Origin of the sequence: Actinoplanes siamensis, assembly GCF_016862395.1 — a bacterium.
Taxonomy (GTDB): Bacteria; Actinomycetota; Actinomycetes; order Mycobacteriales; family Micromonosporaceae; genus Actinoplanes; species Actinoplanes siamensis.
Genome location: NZ_BOMW01000016.1, coordinates 40,336 through 56,985, shown reverse-complemented (window position 1 = coordinate 56,985; position 16,650 = coordinate 40,336). Strand labels below are relative to the sequence as shown.

At 70.7% G+C, this 16,650-nt stretch carries 18 protein-coding genes; 8 read left to right on the top strand and 10 right to left on the bottom strand.

Annotation, left to right across the window (positions count from 1 at the left end):
* The first annotated feature begins 9 nt into the window (after positions 1 to 9).
* Genes Asi03nite_RS08140 through Asi03nite_RS08125 form a run of 4 tightly spaced genes read left to right on the top strand, consistent with a single transcriptional unit; the run spans position 10 to position 3,759 of the window.
* Positions 10 to 1,293, top strand: a complete 1,284-nt coding sequence (locus tag Asi03nite_RS08140; protein WP_203677816.1) for an ABC transporter substrate-binding protein — start codon at positions 10 to 12, stop codon at positions 1,291 to 1,293.
* A 5-nt stretch (positions 1,294 to 1,298) separates the two neighbouring features.
* Positions 1,299 to 2,273, top strand: a complete 975-nt coding sequence (locus Asi03nite_RS08135; protein WP_203677871.1) for a carbohydrate ABC transporter permease — start codon at positions 1,299 to 1,301, stop codon at positions 2,271 to 2,273.
* Positions 2,273 to 3,139 carry a carbohydrate ABC transporter permease gene (locus Asi03nite_RS08130; RefSeq protein ID WP_203677815.1) on the top strand — a complete coding sequence of 289 codons (867 nt, stop codon included), beginning with the start codon at positions 2,273 to 2,275 and terminating at the stop codon, positions 3,137 to 3,139. The genes Asi03nite_RS08135 and Asi03nite_RS08130 overlap by 1 nt, the downstream gene beginning before the upstream one ends.
* A gap of 2 nt (positions 3,140 to 3,141) precedes the next feature.
* Positions 3,142 to 3,759 (top strand): hypothetical protein, encoded by a 618-nt coding sequence (locus Asi03nite_RS08125; RefSeq protein WP_239102526.1) that lies wholly within the window; start codon positions 3,142 to 3,144, stop codon positions 3,757 to 3,759.
* 110 nt (positions 3,760 to 3,869) lie between these two features.
* On the opposite strand, the gene Asi03nite_RS08120 is transcribed toward Asi03nite_RS08125, so the two are convergent.
* Entirely contained in the window at positions 3,870 to 4,337 is a 468-nt protein-coding gene (locus Asi03nite_RS08120) for an Lrp/AsnC family transcriptional regulator (protein WP_203677814.1), read from the bottom strand.
* 143 nt (positions 4,338 to 4,480) lie between these two features.
* On the opposite strand from Asi03nite_RS08120, the gene ald reads away from it, so the two are divergent.
* Positions 4,481 to 5,599, top strand: coding sequence for an alanine dehydrogenase (gene ald / locus Asi03nite_RS08115; protein ID WP_203677813.1), 1,119 nt, complete (start codon positions 4,481 to 4,483; stop codon positions 5,597 to 5,599).
* A gap of 96 nt (positions 5,600 to 5,695) precedes the next feature.
* On the opposite strand, the gene Asi03nite_RS08110 is transcribed toward ald, so the two are convergent.
* Positions 5,696 to 6,061 (bottom strand): hypothetical protein, encoded by a 366-nt coding sequence (locus tag Asi03nite_RS08110; RefSeq protein ID WP_203677812.1) that lies wholly within the window; start codon positions 6,059 to 6,061, stop codon positions 5,696 to 5,698.
* Here Asi03nite_RS08110 and Asi03nite_RS08105 point away from each other — a divergent pair.
* Positions 6,033 to 6,374, top strand: coding sequence for a hypothetical protein (locus Asi03nite_RS08105; protein WP_203677811.1), 342 nt, complete (start codon positions 6,033 to 6,035; stop codon positions 6,372 to 6,374). The genes Asi03nite_RS08110 and Asi03nite_RS08105 overlap by 29 nt on opposite strands.
* Before the next feature lie 81 nt (positions 6,375 to 6,455).
* On the opposite strand, the gene Asi03nite_RS08100 is transcribed toward Asi03nite_RS08105, so the two are convergent.
* From Asi03nite_RS08100 to Asi03nite_RS08085, 4 genes are all read right to left on the bottom strand, one after another.
* Positions 6,456 to 7,271 (bottom strand): MetQ/NlpA family ABC transporter substrate-binding protein, encoded by an 816-nt coding sequence (locus Asi03nite_RS08100; protein ID WP_203677810.1) that lies wholly within the window; start codon positions 7,269 to 7,271, stop codon positions 6,456 to 6,458.
* A gap of 16 nt (positions 7,272 to 7,287) precedes the next feature.
* Positions 7,288 to 7,944: a methionine ABC transporter permease gene (locus Asi03nite_RS08095; protein ID WP_203677809.1), complete on the bottom strand. Its 657-nt coding sequence runs from the start codon at positions 7,942 to 7,944 to the stop codon at positions 7,288 to 7,290.
* Complete coding sequence (locus Asi03nite_RS08090) at positions 7,941 to 8,924, bottom strand: methionine ABC transporter ATP-binding protein (RefSeq protein WP_239102525.1); 984 nt, start codon at positions 8,922 to 8,924, stop codon at positions 7,941 to 7,943. Before Asi03nite_RS08090 ends, Asi03nite_RS08095 begins: the two co-directional genes overlap by 4 nt.
* Positions 8,925 to 9,219: 295 nt before the next feature.
* A complete protein-coding gene (locus tag Asi03nite_RS08085; RefSeq protein WP_203677807.1) occupies positions 9,220 to 10,413 on the bottom strand; it encodes a PucR family transcriptional regulator in 1,194 nt (397 codons plus the stop codon).
* 76 nt (positions 10,414 to 10,489) lie between these two features.
* Here Asi03nite_RS08085 and Asi03nite_RS08080 point away from each other — a divergent pair, with 76 nt between their 5' ends.
* Both Asi03nite_RS08080 and Asi03nite_RS08075 read left to right on the top strand, forming a co-directional pair.
* Positions 10,490 to 11,596: a ferredoxin reductase gene (locus Asi03nite_RS08080; RefSeq protein WP_203677806.1), complete on the top strand. Its 1,107-nt coding sequence runs from the start codon at positions 10,490 to 10,492 to the stop codon at positions 11,594 to 11,596.
* A gap of 40 nt (positions 11,597 to 11,636) precedes the next feature.
* Positions 11,637 to 12,782, top strand: a complete 1,146-nt coding sequence (locus tag Asi03nite_RS08075) for a fatty acid desaturase family protein (protein ID WP_373872096.1) — start codon at positions 11,637 to 11,639, stop codon at positions 12,780 to 12,782.
* A 1-nt stretch (position 12,783) separates the two neighbouring features.
* Here the strand turns inward: Asi03nite_RS08075 and Asi03nite_RS08070 are convergent, their stop codons facing one another.
* The 4 genes from Asi03nite_RS08070 to Asi03nite_RS08055 all read right to left on the bottom strand — a co-directional run bounded on the left by Asi03nite_RS08070 (position 12,784) and on the right by Asi03nite_RS08055 (position 16,648).
* Positions 12,784 to 13,107, bottom strand: a complete 324-nt coding sequence (locus Asi03nite_RS08070) for a hypothetical protein (RefSeq protein ID WP_203677804.1) — start codon at positions 13,105 to 13,107, stop codon at positions 12,784 to 12,786.
* 131 nt (positions 13,108 to 13,238) lie between these two features.
* Complete coding sequence (locus tag Asi03nite_RS08065; protein ID WP_203677803.1) at positions 13,239 to 14,558, bottom strand: family 4 glycosyl hydrolase; 1,320 nt, start codon at positions 14,556 to 14,558, stop codon at positions 13,239 to 13,241.
* A 1-nt stretch (position 14,559) separates the two neighbouring features.
* The gene (locus Asi03nite_RS08060; RefSeq protein ID WP_203677802.1) at positions 14,560 to 15,828 is read right to left on the bottom strand and encodes an ABC transporter substrate-binding protein; all 1,269 of its coding nucleotides are present in this window, start codon (positions 15,826 to 15,828) and stop codon (positions 14,560 to 14,562) included.
* A 4-nt stretch (positions 15,829 to 15,832) separates the two neighbouring features.
* Positions 15,833 to 16,648 carry a carbohydrate ABC transporter permease gene (locus Asi03nite_RS08055; protein WP_203677801.1) on the bottom strand — a complete coding sequence of 272 codons (816 nt, stop codon included), beginning with the start codon at positions 16,646 to 16,648 and terminating at the stop codon, positions 15,833 to 15,835.
* Positions 16,649 to 16,650: the final 2 nt, after the last annotated feature.

Here is a 16,650-nt window from a genome sequence, read left to right as displayed (position 1 = left end):
CCCAACCCCATGACCGCACCCCGCTTGTTCCGCGGCCTGATGGCCGCCGCGATCGCCCTGCCGCTGGCGCTGCTCGGCGCCTGCGGAGGCGACGATGATTCCAGCAACAGCGGCAAGACCGAGCTGACGTTCTTCTGGTGGGGCGGCGAGGCCCGCGCCAAGCTCACCGAGCAGGCGCTCGCCCTCTACACGCAGAAGCATCCGGGCGTCACGTTCAAGACCACCTGGCAGGCCAACCAGGGCTACTTCGACAAGCTGGCCACGCTCACCGCGGGCGACGGCGCGCCGGACATCTTCCAGATCGACGACAACTACCTCGCCGAGTACGCGACCCGCAACGTCACCGAGGACCTCACCAAGTACCAGGACTCGGGCAAGCTCGACGTCACCAAGTTCCCGGAGAGCCTCTGGAAGTACGGGGTCGTCGGCGACAAGCTGGCCGGCCTGGCGATGGGGGAGAACACCCAGGGCCTGGTGTTCAACAAGACCAAGCTGGAGGCGGCCGGGCAGGAGCTGCCCAAGACCGGCATGAGCTGGGCGGACTTCATCACCTGGGCGCAGCGGGCGGGCGCCGCCACGGGCACCGCCGGCACCATGGACCCGAGCGCCGACTACAAGGCGTTCTGGGTCTGGCTGCGGCAGAACGGCAAGGACTTCTACACCGGCAACCAGCTCGGGTTCGCCAAGGAGGACGTGCAGAAGTGGTTCGAGCTGTGGAAGGGGGCCCGGGACGCCAAGGCCACCCCGACCGCTGACGTGATCCACGAGGGCAACGCCACGGACATCACCAAGCAGCTGGTGGTCACCGGGAAGGCGCTCACCTCGTGGGTGTGGGCCAACCAGATGCCGGACATCCAGAAGAACACCAAGGACGAGCTGGGCGTCGTCGCCTACCCGGGCGACCCGTCCGCGCAGTGGGCCCGCGCCTCGATGTACCTCTCCGTCTACCGCGGCAGCAAGCACAAGGACGCCGCCGTCGACGTGCTGAACTTCCTCGCCAACGACCCCGAGGCCGGCAAGATCCTGGGCACCGACCGGGGGTTGCCGTCCAACCTGGACATCCGCACGTCGGTCGCCTCGTCCACCTCCGACCCGTCCATGAAGGCCTCGATCGCCCTCGAGGACGAGCTGGTCAGCAAGTTCGGCCCGGCGCCGACCGTGCCGCCGAAGGGCCACGCCACGGTCAAGACCGAGCTGATCAAGGCCGCCGAGGCCGCCCAGTTCGGCACCGCCGACCCGGCCAAGGCCGCCGAGCAGTTCCGCACCGCCGCCCAGGCCGCGATCAGCCGGTGAGCAACGTGGCTGTCAGCACCCGGCCGCCCGAGCCCCGGCCGCGGTCCGGTCCCGCCGCCCACCAGCGGCGGGGCCGGCCCACCCGGCACCGGGACGACGGCCGCGCCGGATACGTCTTCCTCACTCCCTGGTTGCTCGGGTTCGCGGCGATCACCGCGATCCCGATGCTGATGTCGCTGTACCTGAGCTTCACCAACTACGACATCCTCACGCCGTGGTCCGATGTGGAGTGGATCGGGCTGAAGAACTACGAGCGGATGTTCGGCGACGACCCGGCCTACTGGCACGCGGTCAAGGTGACGCTGATCTTCGCGTTCATCGCCACCCCGCTGAAGCTGGGCGCCGCGCTCGGCGTGGCGCTGCTGCTGAACCGCTCGTTCCGCGGCTCCGGCCTGTTCCGCGGCCTGTTCTACCTGCCGTCGCTGCTGGGCGGCAGCGTGGCGCTGGCGATGGTCTGGCACAGCCTGTTCGACCGGGGCGGCTCGGTGAACGCGGTGCTCGGCTGGTTCGGCGTCGAGGGCCGGGCCTGGGTGAACGACCCGGACACCGCGCTCGGCACGCTGATCCTGCTCGCCGTCTGGCAGTTCGGCGCCCCGATGGTGATCTTCCTGGCCGGCCTCAAGCAGGTGCCCACCGAGCTGTACGAGGCGGCCGAGGTGGACGGCGCCGGCAACCTCCGCAGGTTCCTCAGCGTGACGCTGCCGATGCTGTCCCCGGTGATCTTCTTCAACCTGGTGCTCGAGACGATCCACGGCTTCCAGGGCTTCACGTCGGCGTTCGTGCTGTCCGGCGGCACCGGCGGGCCGGTCGACTCGACCCTGATGTACACGCTCTACCTCTACATCCGCGGCTTCGCGAACTACGAGATGGGCTACGCCTCGGCGATGGCCTGGGTCTTCCTGATCACGATCGGCCTGGTCACGGTGGTGCTGTTCCGCACCGGCCGGTTCTGGGTCCACTACTCGGACGGAGACGACTGATGGTCAGCCGCACATCCGCCCGCCGGCCGTTCAAGCCTCGCTCGCTGGTCCGTCCGGTCGTCCTGCTGCTGCTCACCGCGCTGGTGCTGTACCCGCTGCTGTGGATGCTGGGCACCTCGTTCAAGGCGCCCGAGGAGATCCTGAACAACGTCTCGGTGTGGCCGCAGAGCTGGACGCCGGCGAACTATCCGGACGGCTGGACGCACTTCGACGTCGGCTTCGGGCGCTACTTCCTGAACAGCTTCCTGGTCGCCGTCCTGACCGTCGTCGCCAACTGCACGTCCTGCCTGCTGGCCGCGTACGCCTTCGCCCGCCTGCGCTTCCGCCTGCGTGGCCTGTGGTTCGCCGTCATGATCGGGACCCTGCTGCTGCCCAGCCACGTGCTGATCGTCCCGCAGTTCGTGATGTTCCGGTCCTTCGGCTGGGTCGGCGGCCCGTGGCCGTACCTCCCGCTGATCGTCCCGCACCTGCTGGCCACCGACGCGTTCTTCGTCTTCCTGATGGTCCAGTTCATGCGCGGCATCCCCCGCGAACTCGACGACGCCGCGAAGATCGACGGCTGCGGCGCCTACTCGATCTTCCGCTACGTGGTGCTGCCGCTCTCCCGCCCGGCCCTGGTCTCGACGGCGATCTTCAGCTTCATCTGGACCTGGAACGACTTCTTCCGCCAGCTGGTCTACCTCTCCGACCTGGAGAAGTACACCGCGCCGGTGGCGCTCACCCTGTTCATCGACTCGACCGGGCAGTCCGCGGTCGGCCCGATGTTCGCGATGTCGGTGCTGTCGCTGGCCCCGGTGTTCCTGTTCTTCGTCGCCTTCCAGCGGTTGCTGGTCGAGGGCATCAACACGACGGGCCTGAAGGGATGACGATGCCGCACCGCGAGCTCCCGATCCCCCTGTCCGCGCCTGCGGCCTGGCCCACGGAGGAACCGCCGGCGGCGCGGGTGGACTGGCGCGACCGGACGGCCCTGGCCACCGACCTGGCCCTGATCGGCACAGCGGTCACCGTCCTGGCCCTCCCGCTGGTCACTCTCCCGGCGGCCCTGGCCACGGGGTCGGCGGCGGTCCGGGGCCGTTACCTGGACGGCCACCTCCCACCCTGGCGCCGCCTGTTCCAGATCTACCGCCGCGCGGTCCTCCCCGGCCTGGCCACCCTGCTCGCCGCCGCCGCGCTGGCACTGGACCTGGCCGCCGTCCGCGGCGGCTGGGTCCCCGGCGGCCCACCGCTGCTCGCCGTCACCACCCTCGCCGTGATCGGGCTCTCCGGAGTCGCCGCCCTGGCCCTGGCCCACCTGGGCCGGACCCCGGACCTCCCGTGGCGCGAGGCGGCCCGCCGCCCCGGGAACCACCCGAAGTGCGTGGCGGCTCTCGCCCTGACCAACGTCGTCGCATTCTTCCTGGCCCTGGCCGTCCCGGTGACCGTCCCTCTGGTGCTCGGCTTCCACCTGTTCGCGATCCACATGCTCACCGACCGCCTCACCCGCTGACGGACAACCACCTCCCCCGGCCCACCCGGCCGGGCGACGTACCGCCGCATCGCGCGGAGCGCCCGGCGACCGCGACCCGCGAGGCCGCGCGGCACCGATCGGAGGCCGCGTCAGCTTCCGCGGCGATGCTCGAAGATCAGATACGTCTCGGTGCCCGCGATCAGCCGCGTGCCGCTGAGCCGCTCGGTGATCACCGAACGCAGGTCGTCCACGTCGGCGGCCGCCACGTGCAGCAGGAAATCGTAGTTCCCGGAGATGAAGTAGACATCCCGGACAGCCGGGATCCCGGCCAGCGACTCGGCGAACTTCCCGATCGCGTCCCGCGCGTCGGACCGGATCCGGACCGCGATCATCGCCTGGATCGGGCGCCCGATCCAGGCCGGATCCACATCGGCATGAAACCCGCGGATCGCGCCCAGCTCACGCAACCGCCGAATCCGGGTCAGACAGGTCGACGGCGCGATGCCCACCCGCTCGGCCAACGCGTTGTTCGGCATCCGGCCGTCGGCCTGGAGCAGGCTCAGCAGCTCCAGGTCGACGTGATCCAGGCCTCGAACATCCTTCGGCAGGTCCGTCATCAGCGAGCGCCGGAGCGAAGCAAATGCGGTGCCGACGGCAAGCACAAAATGTTGTTCGCCGGACTTGCCCGCCTGCTGCACATCGTTTCACTCTAACCGAATAAGGCGCCGTTCCCCGGGCGTCGGGCGAAAGGACATCCCTCATGCACATCGGTGTGCCGAAAGAGGTCAAGAACCACGAGTACCGGGTGGCGATCACACCCGCGGGCGTGGTGGAGGCGGTGCGTCACGGACACGAGGTCGTCGTGCAGACCGGCGCCGGGGTGGGCTCGGCGATCAGCGACGACGACTACCGGGCGGCCGGCGCGCGGATCCTGCCCGACGCCGACTCGGTGTGGGCGGCGGCCGACCTGATCCTCAAGGTCAAGGAGCCGATCGCGGAGGAGTACCACCGGCTGCGCGCCGACCAGGTCCTCTTCACCTATCTGCACCTGGCCGCCGACGCCGAGGGCACCAAGGCGCTGCTGCGCAGCGGGACGACCGCGATCGCGTACGAGACCGTCCAGCTCGCCGACGGCTCCCTCCCGCTGCTCGCCCCGATGTCCGAGGTGGCCGGCCGGCTCGCCCCGCAGGTCGGCGCGTACAGCCTGATGCGCAACAGCGGCGGCCGCGGCGTCCTCCCGGGCGGCGTGCCCGGCGTGGCGCCGGCCAAGATCACTGTGATCGGCGGCGGCGTCTCGGGCGCGAACGCGGCCACCATCGCTCTCGGCCTCGGCGCCGAGGTGACCGTTCTTGATCTGAGCATCCCGCGGTTGCGGCAGCTCGACGAGCGGTTCGGCGGCCGGGTGCGGACGCTGGTCTCCAGCACGTACGCGATCGAGCAGTCGGTCCTGGAGGCGGACATGGTGATCGGCGCGGTCCTGGTGCCCGGCGCGAAGGCTCCCACCCTGGTCGGCAACGAGCTGGTCAAGCGGATGAAGCCCGGCTCGGTGCTCGTCGACATCGCGATCGACCAGGGTGGCTGTTTCGAGGACTCGCGCCCGACCACCCACCAGGACCCGGTCTACCAGGTGCACGGCTCGGTCTTCTACTGCGTGGCGAACATGCCGGGCGCGGTGCCGAACACCTCCACCTACGCATTGACGAACGCCACCCTGCCGTACGCCCTGAAGCTGGCCGACCTGGGCTGGAAGGAGGCGCTGCGCGCCGACCCCGCGCTCGCCGCGGGCCTGAACGTGCACGCCGGCGTGCTCACCAACGACCTGGTCGGATCAGCGCTCGGCCTCCCCGCCGAGTCCGTCAGCTCGGTTCTCGCGGCCTGATCCGGCCCTCCCCGCGCGCCCTCCGTCACCGCGTTCCGACGGAGGGCGCGCTCCTTCGACGAGGGGTGCGCATCCTCGACGAAGGGCGCGCCTCTCTCACTGAATGGGCAGGCATTCCGCGGACCTGGTCGCCTGGCGGCCGGTACGGGTGAACTCGCCACCGCGGTAATCGTATCGATAGGTGAGCTCGAGGTCCGCGCACGCGCGCTCCGCCCGGGGGCTCGTCCCGTACGCCTTGATCGTCACCGTCTGCCCGGAAACGCTCATCGACCGGAACCACGGCAGGTCCTTGTCGCCGACGTCGGTGAGCAGGGTGCCGACCCTCCTCGGATTCGCCCCGCTGGCGCCGTCGAAGACCTCGACGGTGGTCGGCCAGTAGGAGGTGGCCGCCTCGCAGGTGCGGGCCACCAGGGCGTCCGGCACACCGTCGCCGGTGACGTCGCCGTACACGAGTTTCTGCACTTCGGTCTTCTGGCCGTCGTTCGGGCATCCCGCCAGGGCGCCGATCCAGTCCGCGTCGTGGCCCGCCGGCCTCGTCGTCGGTTTCACCGGCGCCTTCGTTGCCGGCGCCGCCGCCGGCTTCGTCACCGGCGCAGGGTTTGCCGAGGCCGCCGGCGAGGGCGCGGAGGCCGGCGGCGCCGGGGAGACCTTTTCCGAGCAGCCGCCGGCCAGCAGGGCGATCGCGGCTGCGCCGATGAAGACGATTGATGTGGTACGCATTGAGCACAGTCCCCGTAAAGTCCGAAGCAGTGGTTCCGTCCGCAAAGGACTGTAGGGACGTTCCGGGGACGTTACGTCACGCGTTCGTGCCACACCGTGGCGCGGGCTCCTCCCGCGCCACGGCGCCGATCGGACGTCAGAAGGCGGCGAGCACGCTGCCCTGGTACTTGTCGTCGATGAACTTCTTGAGCTCTGGCGAGTGGAGCAGCTTCTCCAGCTTGACGATCCGCGGGTCGTTCTCGTCACCGGCGCGTACCACGACCAGGTTCGCGTACGGATTGTTCTCGGCGGTCTCCAGCGCGAGCGCGTCGGTGGCCGGCTTCAGGCCGGTCTGGATCGCGTAGTTCCCGTTGATCACCGAGATCGCGGTGTCCTCCAGGCTGCGCGGCAGTTGGGCCGCCTCGAGCGCCTTGAACTGCAGGTTCTTCGGGTTCGAGACGATGTCCTTCTGAGTCGCCCCGACACCGACGCCGTCCTTGAGGGTGATCAGGCCGTTCTTGGCGAGCAGGTTCAGCGCCCGGCCCGAGTTGGACGGGTCGTTCGGGATCGCCACCACGCCGCCGGCCGGCACGTCCGCCAGCGCCTTGACCTTCTTGGAGTACACGCCGAGCGGCTCGATGTGCACCGGCTTGAGCGCGGTGAACTTGTAGCCCTTCGACTTGATCTCTTCCTGCAGGTACGGGATGTGCTGGAAGTAGTTGGCGTCGAGCTGCTTCTCCTGCAGGGCCACGTTCGGCTGGACGTAGTCGTTGAACGTGACGATGTCCAGCTTCAGGCCCTCCTTCGCGGCCAGGTTGTCCTTGACGTACTGCAGGATCTCGCCGTGCGGGACCGGGCTGACGCCGACCTTGAGGGTGTCCTTGTCGGTGGCCTCGTCACCGGATCCGCAGGCGCTGAGCCCCAGGACGAGGGCGGCGGCGGCCAGTGCGGCGGTGAGGGAACGGCGGCGCATTCTCGGTGGTGCCTTTCTATCGGTGGGAGAGCCGGCGGGCGAGGAAGTCGCCCACCATCTGGACGAGCTGGACGAAGACGACGAGCACCAGGACCGTCGCGGTCATGGCCTTGCCCTCGAAGCGGTTGTAGCCGTAGTCGATCGCGAAGGCGCCGAGCCCGCCGCCACCGACCGAACCGGCCATCGCCGAGTATCCGGTGATCGCGATGATCGTGATGGTGAACCCGGAGATCAGGCCGGGCAGCGCCTCGCGGAGCAGCACCTTGCCGACGATGGTGCCGCGGCCGGCGCCCATCGCGGTGGCGGCGGCGACCACGTCGCCCGGCACCTCGTGCAGCGCCGTCTCGACGATGCGGGCGAAGAACGGGACGGCCCCGACGATCAGCGGGACGATCGCCGCGTCGGTGCCGATGCTGGTGCCCACGACCAGACGGGTGAACGGGGTGATCGACACCATCAGGATCAGGAAGGGAATCGAGCGGCCGAGGTTGACGATCAGGCCGAGCAGCGCGTTCAGCGGCGGGGCCGGGAGCAGGCCACCGCGCTCGGTGAGCACGAACAGCACCCCGATCAGCAGGCCGCCGACCGCGGTGAACAGCGAGGCCACGCCGACCATCCAGGCGGTCTCCCGGGACGCCGGGCCGAGCAGCTCGAAGACTTCGGACCAGGTCACGACGCCACCTCGACCTCGGCGCCACGGCTGCGCAGGAACTCCAGCGCCCCGGTGTTGTCCTGCGGCGTGCCGGGCAGCGCGAGCCGCCAGCGGCCGGCGCGGGTGGTGGCCAGCGTCTCCACCGCGCCGCCCAGGATGCGCACGTCGGTGTCGAACCGCCGGGCCAGCTCCGCGATGATCGGGGCGTCCGCGTCGGCGCCGCTGACCGTGACGTCGACGACTGTCGCGCCGTCCAGCCCGGCCGGCCCGCCCAGCGGGAACAGGCCGCTCGCCAGCTCCGAGCCGGGGCGCCGGAGCAGCTCCGCGACGGTGCCCGACTCGGCGAACCGGCCGTCCCGCATCAGCGCCACCGACCTGCAGATCCGCTTCACCACTGTCATCTCGTGCGTGATCAGCAGGATGGTCAGGCCGAGCCGCCGGTTCAGATCGAGCAGCAGGCGCAGGATCGACTCGGTGGTCTCCGGGTCGAGCGCCGAGGTGGCCTCGTCGGAGAGCAGCACCTGGGGCCGGGCGGCGAGCGCGCGGGCGATGCCGACCCGCTGCTTCTGGCCGCCGGAGAGCTGAGCGGGGTACGCCCCGGCCCGCTCGGTGAGCCCGACCAGCTCCAGCAGCTCGGCGACACGGGCCTTGCGCTCGGCCCGCGGGGTGCCGGTGACCTCCAGGGCGAACGCCACGTTCCCGGCGACGGTGCGCGAGGAGAGCAGGGCGAAGTGCTGGTGGATCATCCCGATCCCGTGCCGGGCGGTGCGCAGCCGCTTGCCGGTGAGCCCGGTCAGCTCCACGTCGCCGACGCGGACCGTGCCGGCGTCGGGCCGCTCCAGCATGTTGACGCAGCGCAGCAGCGTGCTCTTGCCGGCCCCGCTGCGCCCGAGGACGCCGTAGACCTCGCCTTCGCCCACGCTCAGGTCCACGCCGTCGACAGCCACCACGGACCCGGTCCGGGAGCGGTACGTCTTGCGAAGACCGCTAATTTCAATCACGTAAACACCCTGGTCAACCTTTGTGATCCGGATCGCAAAACCTATCCAGCCCATCGGTTTTGCAGCACGTACCACGCTAGCCGCAGGGGTCCGGTCGATCCACTCGGTGTAACGACCCTCACGGGCTCAGTCACTTTCCGATAACAGGAAGGAGCCCCGCAGCGGCCGGGGCTCAAGGGGTGTCGTGGCCGAAAGGCGCACGCCCATGACGTGTCATCGCCAAAGGAAGCCGACAGACATGAATCGCCATTGAGGTTGCAAACCAGGCGAACCAGTAGGCGGCCCGTCGGTATACCTATGCCTCCGGCAGCGGCATCGCGAGCGCGATGGTCAGCGCCAGCACCCACTGTGGATCCTTGAGCCGCTCGCCGTAGAGCTCGCGCAGCCGGGCCATCCGGTACCGCACCGTCTGCGGGTGCACGAACAGCTCCGCCGCCACGTCCTCGCGCCGCCCGTGGTGCAACAGCCAGCTGCGCAGCGTCTCCACCAGCTTGGCCGCGGCCGTCCCGCGCTCCCCGGCCAGCGGTGCCAGCGCCCGGTCCCGCAGGTCGGCCAGCGCGCCCGGGTCGGCCTGCACGACCAGCTCGGCCAGGTGCTCCTCGGTGTCCACGACCACGCCCCGGCGCGGCGGGTGCAACTGGTGCACCCGGACCGCGCGCTCCACCGAGCACTGCGCCAGCAGCCATGGCCGGGCCGGCCCGATCACCGCGTCGTGCCCGGTCAGCAGGCGGGTCAGATGCGGCCGGGAGGCGCCCTGCGGATCCGGCACCAGCAGCACCGCCGTGCCCGGCAGGTCCGGCAGCGCCCCGGCCAGCGGCAGCGTGCGCGGGTCGAGCAGGTCGATCAGCGAACGGGACGACCGTTCCGGCAGCAGGACGGCGGTGAGCGTCTGCGGCGGGGCCCACTCGGCGCGCTCGGCGGCTGACTGCAGCACGTGCGCGGGCTCCCCGGCGACCAGCGCTTGGGCGAGCTGCTGCAGGTGGCGCAGCCGGATCCGGCCGGAGGCGGCCAGCTCGTCGGCGTGCCCCGCGATGCTGGCCGCGGACAGCTCGTCGATGTACGCGAAGACCAGCTCGGCGAAGTCCGCGATGGTGCCGGCCGGCTGCCCCGAGCGGACGCTGATCGCGGCCAGCTCCCGCCAGGCCACCCGGGCGCCCACCCGGTACGCCGAGAGCAGCGCGTCCAGGCTGCGGCCGTTGCGCGCCTCGCCGCGGCCCAGCGCGTACGCCGCCTCCAGGGCCGAGGCCAGCGGCGTGCCGGGGTCGGTGCCGGGCCGCGAGACCAGGTTGAGGAAGGTGCCCAGGGCGGCCTGCACGGCCCGCTCGATCTTGTGGCCCAGCTCGCCGGCGAACGGCTCCGCGTACGCCGGCACCTCCATCGTGATCGCCGCGATGGTCTGCACGGCCACCTCGGGCAGCCCGCGCCGGAGCGGGTCGACCACGTCGACCGGCAGCCGGTACGACCGGACGTCACGTAGCGGCTCGATCACACAAACTCCTTCGTTTCGACTCCGATTCTTGTCCCCGCCGAACAATTATGGTGCCTCGGATTCACTTCGGCTGGTCATGCTTTCGCCCGCCCGACCGACCAGGCTTGGTCAGGTGCCTGTTACACAGACATTGCGCAACGGCGCGTGGCGCGTCGTCGAGCTGATCACCACCCCGGTGGTGCCCACCGACTACCTCGACGTGATCGCCCCCCTGCGCAACCCCGACGTCCTGCGCGCCCGAGTCGAGGCGGTCCGGCGGGAGACCGCGAACGCGGTCACCCTGGAGCTGCGGCCGGGCCGCGGCTGGCGCCCGCACGAGCCCGGGCAGTACGTGCGGCTCGGCGTCGACGTGGACGGCATCCGCCTGTGGCGCGCCTATTCGGTGAGCAGCGCCGCGGGGCACCCGTCCGGCCGGATCTGCGTGACGGTCAACGCCGTACGCGACGGGGTGGTCAGTTCGTATCTGATGGACCACGCCCGCCGCGGCATGATCGTCAACCTCGACCTGCCGGCCGGCGATTTCGTCGTGCCGCGCGAGCGGCCGGCGAAGAGCCTGTTCGTCACCGCCGGCAGCGGGATCACGCCGGTCATGGGTATTTTGCGCAGCGCCGGGCACGAGCTGTCCGACGTGGTCGTGGTGCACTCGGCCCGCACGCCGCAGGACGTGGTGTTCGGCGCCGAGCTGCGGGAGCTCGCCGCGCGGGGCACGATCCGGCTGGTCGAGCGGCACACCGGCGCGGACGGCCGGATCAAGCCGGCCGACCTGGACACCCTCGTCCCGGACCTGTTCGAGCGGGAGACCTGGGCCTGCGGCCCGGGCGAGATGCTGGACGCGATGGCCGACCACTGGGCCGAGGCCGGTATCGCCGAACGGCTGCACGTCGAGCGGTTCCGGCCCACCGTGCTGGTCGCGGGCGAGGGCGGCACGGTCGCCTTCGAGCGTTCCGGCGTCACGGTGGAGGCGCCGGGCGGCGTCTCGATCCTGGACGCCGGTGAGGCCGCCGGCCAGCTGATGCCGTCCGGCTGCCGGATGGGCATCTGCTACTCCTGCGTGCTGCCGATGCGCGAGGGCATCGTCCGCGACCTGCGCGACGGCACCGTCACCACCGCCGTGGAAGGCGACAACGTCCTGGTCCAGACGTGCGTCTCGGCCGCCGCCGGGCCCTGCCGTCTGGACGCCTGACCCCCCGCCGTTGAGAGAGATCGAGGAACTCGTGACGACACTGCAACGCCAGGAAAACAACCCGATCGCCCACCTGACCGCCGAGGACATCGAGGCGATCGGCCGTGAGCTGGACGCGATCCGGGACGAGGTGCTCGCCGCCCGGGGGGAACGCGACGCCGCGTACATCCGCAAGGTCATCAAGGTGCAGCGCAGCCTGGAGATGGGCAGCCGCGCGGTGCTGCTGTTCTCGCTCTTCCCGCCGGCCTGGCTGATCGGCACGGCCGGTCTGTCGGTGGCGAAGATCCTGGAGAACATGGAGATCGGCCACAACATCCTGCACGGGCAGTACGACTTCATGCGCGACCCGAAGATCCACTCCACCACCTGGGAGTGGGACCACGTCACGCCGGCCGACCAGTGGAAGCACTCGCACAACGAGGTCCACCACAAGTACACGAACGTCGTCGGCAAGGACAACGACCTCGGGTACGGCATCATGCGGGTCGACGAGAACCAGCGCTGGCACCCGTTCTACCTCGCCCAGCCGCTGTGGAACTTCATCAACGCGCTCTTCTTCGAGTACGGCATCGCCGCCTACGACCTGGAGCTGGGCAAGAACCTGAAGACCAGGAAGCGGCGCAACAACCCGCAGTTCCGGGCGAACGTCAAGGCGGTCGGCCGCAAGATCCGCCGCCAGGTGCTCAAGGACTACATCATCCACCCGGCGCTGTCCGGCCCGTCCTTCCTGCACACCATCGCCGCGAACTTCACCGCGAACCTGGTCCGCAACCTGTGGAGCCACTCGGTGATCATGTGCGGTCACTTCCCGAACGGCGTCTCCACCTTCGAGCGCACCTCGATCAAGGGCGAGACCCGCGGCGAGTGGTACCTGCGGCAGATGCTCGGCTCGGCCAACATCTCCGGCAGCCGGCTGATGCACATCATGACCGGCAACCTGTCCCACCAGATCGAGCACCACCTCTTCCCGGACCTGCCGAGCAGCCGGTACCCCGAGGTCGCGGTCAAGGTGCGGGCGCTCTTCGAGAAGTACGACCTGCCGTACGTGACCGGCCCGCTGCCGCTGCAGGTCGCCTCGGCGTGGGCCAAGGTGATCCGGCTGTCCTTCCCGAACCGCAAGCCGATGCCGGACGCGGACCCGTCCATCCCGCCGCGCATGCCGGTGGCCGAGCCGGCCGCGGCCTGAGTCAGCTCCGGAGGCGCCGCCCGCTGGGCCGCGCCTCCGGATCCTTGAGGATCAGCAGCGCGAAGAGCCACATCGGCAGGTAACCGAGCGGCACCGCCAGCGGCATCGGGAAGTCCGAGCAGGCGAAGACCGCCACGAAGACCAGCGTGAGCAGGCAGCCGAGCAGGTACGCCCCGGTCGCGACCAGGGCCGGCCGCGTGCCGCCGCGCCGCACGTGCCGGGTGGCGGCGGCGTAGGTGAACGGGATCGCGCCGGCCTGCACCGCCAGCACGATCATGCCCAGGATCGTGACAACCGTCCCGGCGGAGACCTCCACGTGCGGCACCCGGCACACCTCCTGCACCCTCGACGACCACCAAGGTCCCCGCAGGTTACTCGCCGGTATCAGCCGCGCGCCAGGGCCGATCCGCGCAGCCGGCCGGAGCCGGCGCCACGGCCGCATCTGCCGTGCGGGGCTCAGGCCAGGTAGGACAGCTCCGGCAACTCGGCCCGGTAGGCGTCGACCAGCCGCGCCGCCACCGCCGGATCGCCGACCAGCGGATGCGTGGCCATCGCGCGCACCGCGGCGTCCCGCGACCCGGTCTCGACCGCCGACAGGATCAACCGGTCGGTCGCCTTCACCGCCCGCACCAGGTCCACCGCGTGCTCCGGCAACGGCCCGACCGGCAGCGGCGCCGCCCCGCGCGCGTCGACCCGGCACGGCACCTCCACCACCGCGTCGTCGTCCAGGATCGGCAGCGTCCCGCGGTTGCGCACGTTCAGGATCAGCGTCGCCGGCTCGTCCCGGGCCAGCGCCCGCATCACGGCGAGCGCGACCCCTTCGTATCCGGCCGGGCGGGCCTCGTCGTGCTCGCGCTCCCCCGCCCCGGTCAGCTCCCGGTTCTCCGTCATGTACGTCGCCTCCCGCTCCCGCCAGGCGTCCCGCCAGGCCGTCAGCGGATCCCGCACGGCGATCTCGTGGTAGCACCGCTCCTGCTGCTCGCGCAGGAACGCGCCCCGGGTCCGCGGCGCCGACCGCACCGCCGCCAGCGTGCCGGCCGGGTCGTAGTAGTAGTGCAGGTACTCGTTGGGGATGGCGCCCAGCTCGCGAAGGTTCCGGAAGAGCCGGCCCTCCTCGATCGTGCCCAGCCGCGCGTCGTCGGCCAGCAGCCCCGGCAACAGGTCCCGGCCGGACGCGTCGTGCACCCCGTAGAGCCAGCCGAGGTGGTTGAGGCCGGCGTAGTCCACCCGCACCTGTCCGGGCCGGACCGCGAGCGCCCGCAGGACCCGGTCCACCAGCCCGGACGGCGAATCGCAGATCCCGATCACCCGGTCGCCGAGGATCCGGGACATCGCCTCGGTGACCAGTCCCGCCGGGTTGGTGAAATTGATCAGCCAGGCGTCCGGCGCGAGCGCCGCGGCGCGGCCGGCGATGCGGAGCGATTCGGGCACCGACCGCAGCCCGTACGCGATCCCGCCGGCCCCCACCGTCTCCTGCCCCAGCACCCCGGCGGCCAGCGCCACGTGCTCGTCGACCACCCGTCCGCGCAGCCCGCCGACCCGGATCGCGCAGAACACGAACGCCGCCCCGGTCAGCGCCTCGTCCAGATCGGCGGTGGCCCGCACCGGGACCGCGCCCCGCCCCAGAGCGGCCAGCACCCGCCCGATCGCGTCGAGCCGCCCGGCGTCCACGTCGTGCAGGACGACCTCGGTGATGGTCCGTTCCGGATCAGCGAGCAGCGCCTGGTACACCAGCGGGACGCGGAAACCGCCGCCGCCCAGAATCGTCAACCGCATGTCAGCCCTTCATCGCCTCGTTGCCGGCGTCCTGCGCCTTGCGCAATCCTTCCGCGACGCCGAGCCGGCCGAGGAAGACCTGCTGCAGGATCGGCGTGTACGCGGTCTGGCCCGCGCCGACCCGCGGCCCGAGCGGCGCCGGGAACGTCGTGCCGCCCGCCGAGTCGAGGAACGGCTGCAGGTCGACGCCCTGTTTCTTCCAGTAGTCCACGAAGACCGGTTGCGCGGTGGTCACGCCGGGGAACGCGTACCCGCCCTCCGCGATCGGCCGTTGCCCGTCCGCCGATCCGATCCACTTGAGCACCTCGACCGTCGCGTCCCGGTGTCTGGTCTTCGCGGAGGCCACCGCGGCGACGCCGTGCACCACGCCGACCCGCCCGGCCGGGCCGTTCGGCAGCGGCGCGACGCCCCACTGGAAACCGGCGGCCTCCTGGATGCTCTTCAGGTGGTACGGTCCGGATTGGAACAGCGCCATCCGGCCCTGGGTGAACAGTTGCAGCGCCTTGTCGCCGTTGGTGTTGGTGTCCGCGGCCGGCGGCGCCACGTGCTCGGCGTTGATCAGGTCGACGACGTACTGCACGGCCTGCACGGTCTTCGGCCGGTCCGCGAAGTCGAACGTGTCGCCGGACTGCCAGGTGCCGCCGTTGGATCCGACGAAATCCCACAGGATCGCCTGCAGGTCGAAGGCGGCGTTGAACCCGTACACCCTGGTCTTCTGCGGGTCGAAGCCGGACTGCCCGGGGTGCCGGCCCGCGCTGTCGACCGTGAGTTTCCGCAGCGTCGCGCGAAGGGCATCGTCCGGGGCGGCGGGGTCCCAGGTCAGCGTGGGCGGGTCGGGAACCAGGTCCTTGTTGTAGTAGAGCGCGATGGAGTCCCACAGCTGCGGCACACCCCACAGCTTGCCGTTGCGGGTGTAGAGGTCGACGACCGATGTCGTCCAGTCGCCGGTGAACTCGACAGGCAGCAGCTGCCCGTTGTCGGCGTAGAGGCCGAAGTTGGAGGTGTTGGTCCAGAAGATGTCCGCGGCGGTGCCGGCGGCGACGTCGGCCGGCAGCTTGGTCCAGTAGTCGGCCCACGGCACCACCTGGACCTGCACGCCGATGTCCGGATGCGCCTTCTCGAACGCGGCGAAGGACTGCTGGTACGCCTTGGCCACCTGCTCGTCCCAGAGCCGGAAGGTGACAGTGGTGCGCCCCTTCGCGTCGCCGCCGGCGATCGAGCAGCCCGCGGCCAGCAGCAGGGCCGCGAGGATCAGGAACAGTCGTCGCATGTGCTCACTTCATCCCGGTGATGGTGATCGAACGGACGATGTGCTTCTGGAAGAGCACGAAAAGCACGAGCAGCGGCATGGTGGCGAGCGTGGTGGCCGCCATGACCAGCGTCCAGTTGCCCTGGTACTGGCTCTGCAGGCCGGCCACCGCCACGGTCAGCACCTGCCAGCGGGCGCCACTGGTGATCACCAGGGGCCAGAGGAAGTCGTTCCAGTGCGTGACCGCCGTGATGATCAGCAGGGTGGCCAGGATCGGACGGCTGAGCGGCAGGATCACGTGCCGCAGCACACCCGGATGGCCGGCGCCGTCGATCCGCGCGGCGTCCAGCAGCTCCTGCGGGACGGCACGGAAGAACTGGCGGAGCAGGAAGATCGCGTACGGCGAGCCGAACATCGACGGGAGCACGATCCCCCAGAACGTGTTGCTCAGTCCGGTCTCGCTGAGCAGCACGAACCTGGGCACCAGCACGGCGGCCACCGGCACCATCAGGGTGGCCAGGTAGACCCAGAAGATCGCGTCGCGGCCCGGGAAGTCGAGCCGGGCGAACGCGTACGCCGCGAGCACCGAGCAGGTCAGCTGTCCGATCACGACCACCACGACGACCTGGACGGTGACCACCAGCGGTGGGATCAGGGTGTGCCCGCCGACGACCAGCTCGGCGTAGTTCGCGCCGGTCGGGGGGCGGGGCGGGGCCAGCGGCGGCTGCTGCGCGAATTGCCGCGGCGTCTTCACCGACGTCTGCACGCTCATCAGGTAGGGCGCGAGGATCAGGATCGCGCCGATCCCCAGCGCGAGGTAGGTCAACACGGCACGGCGCATGC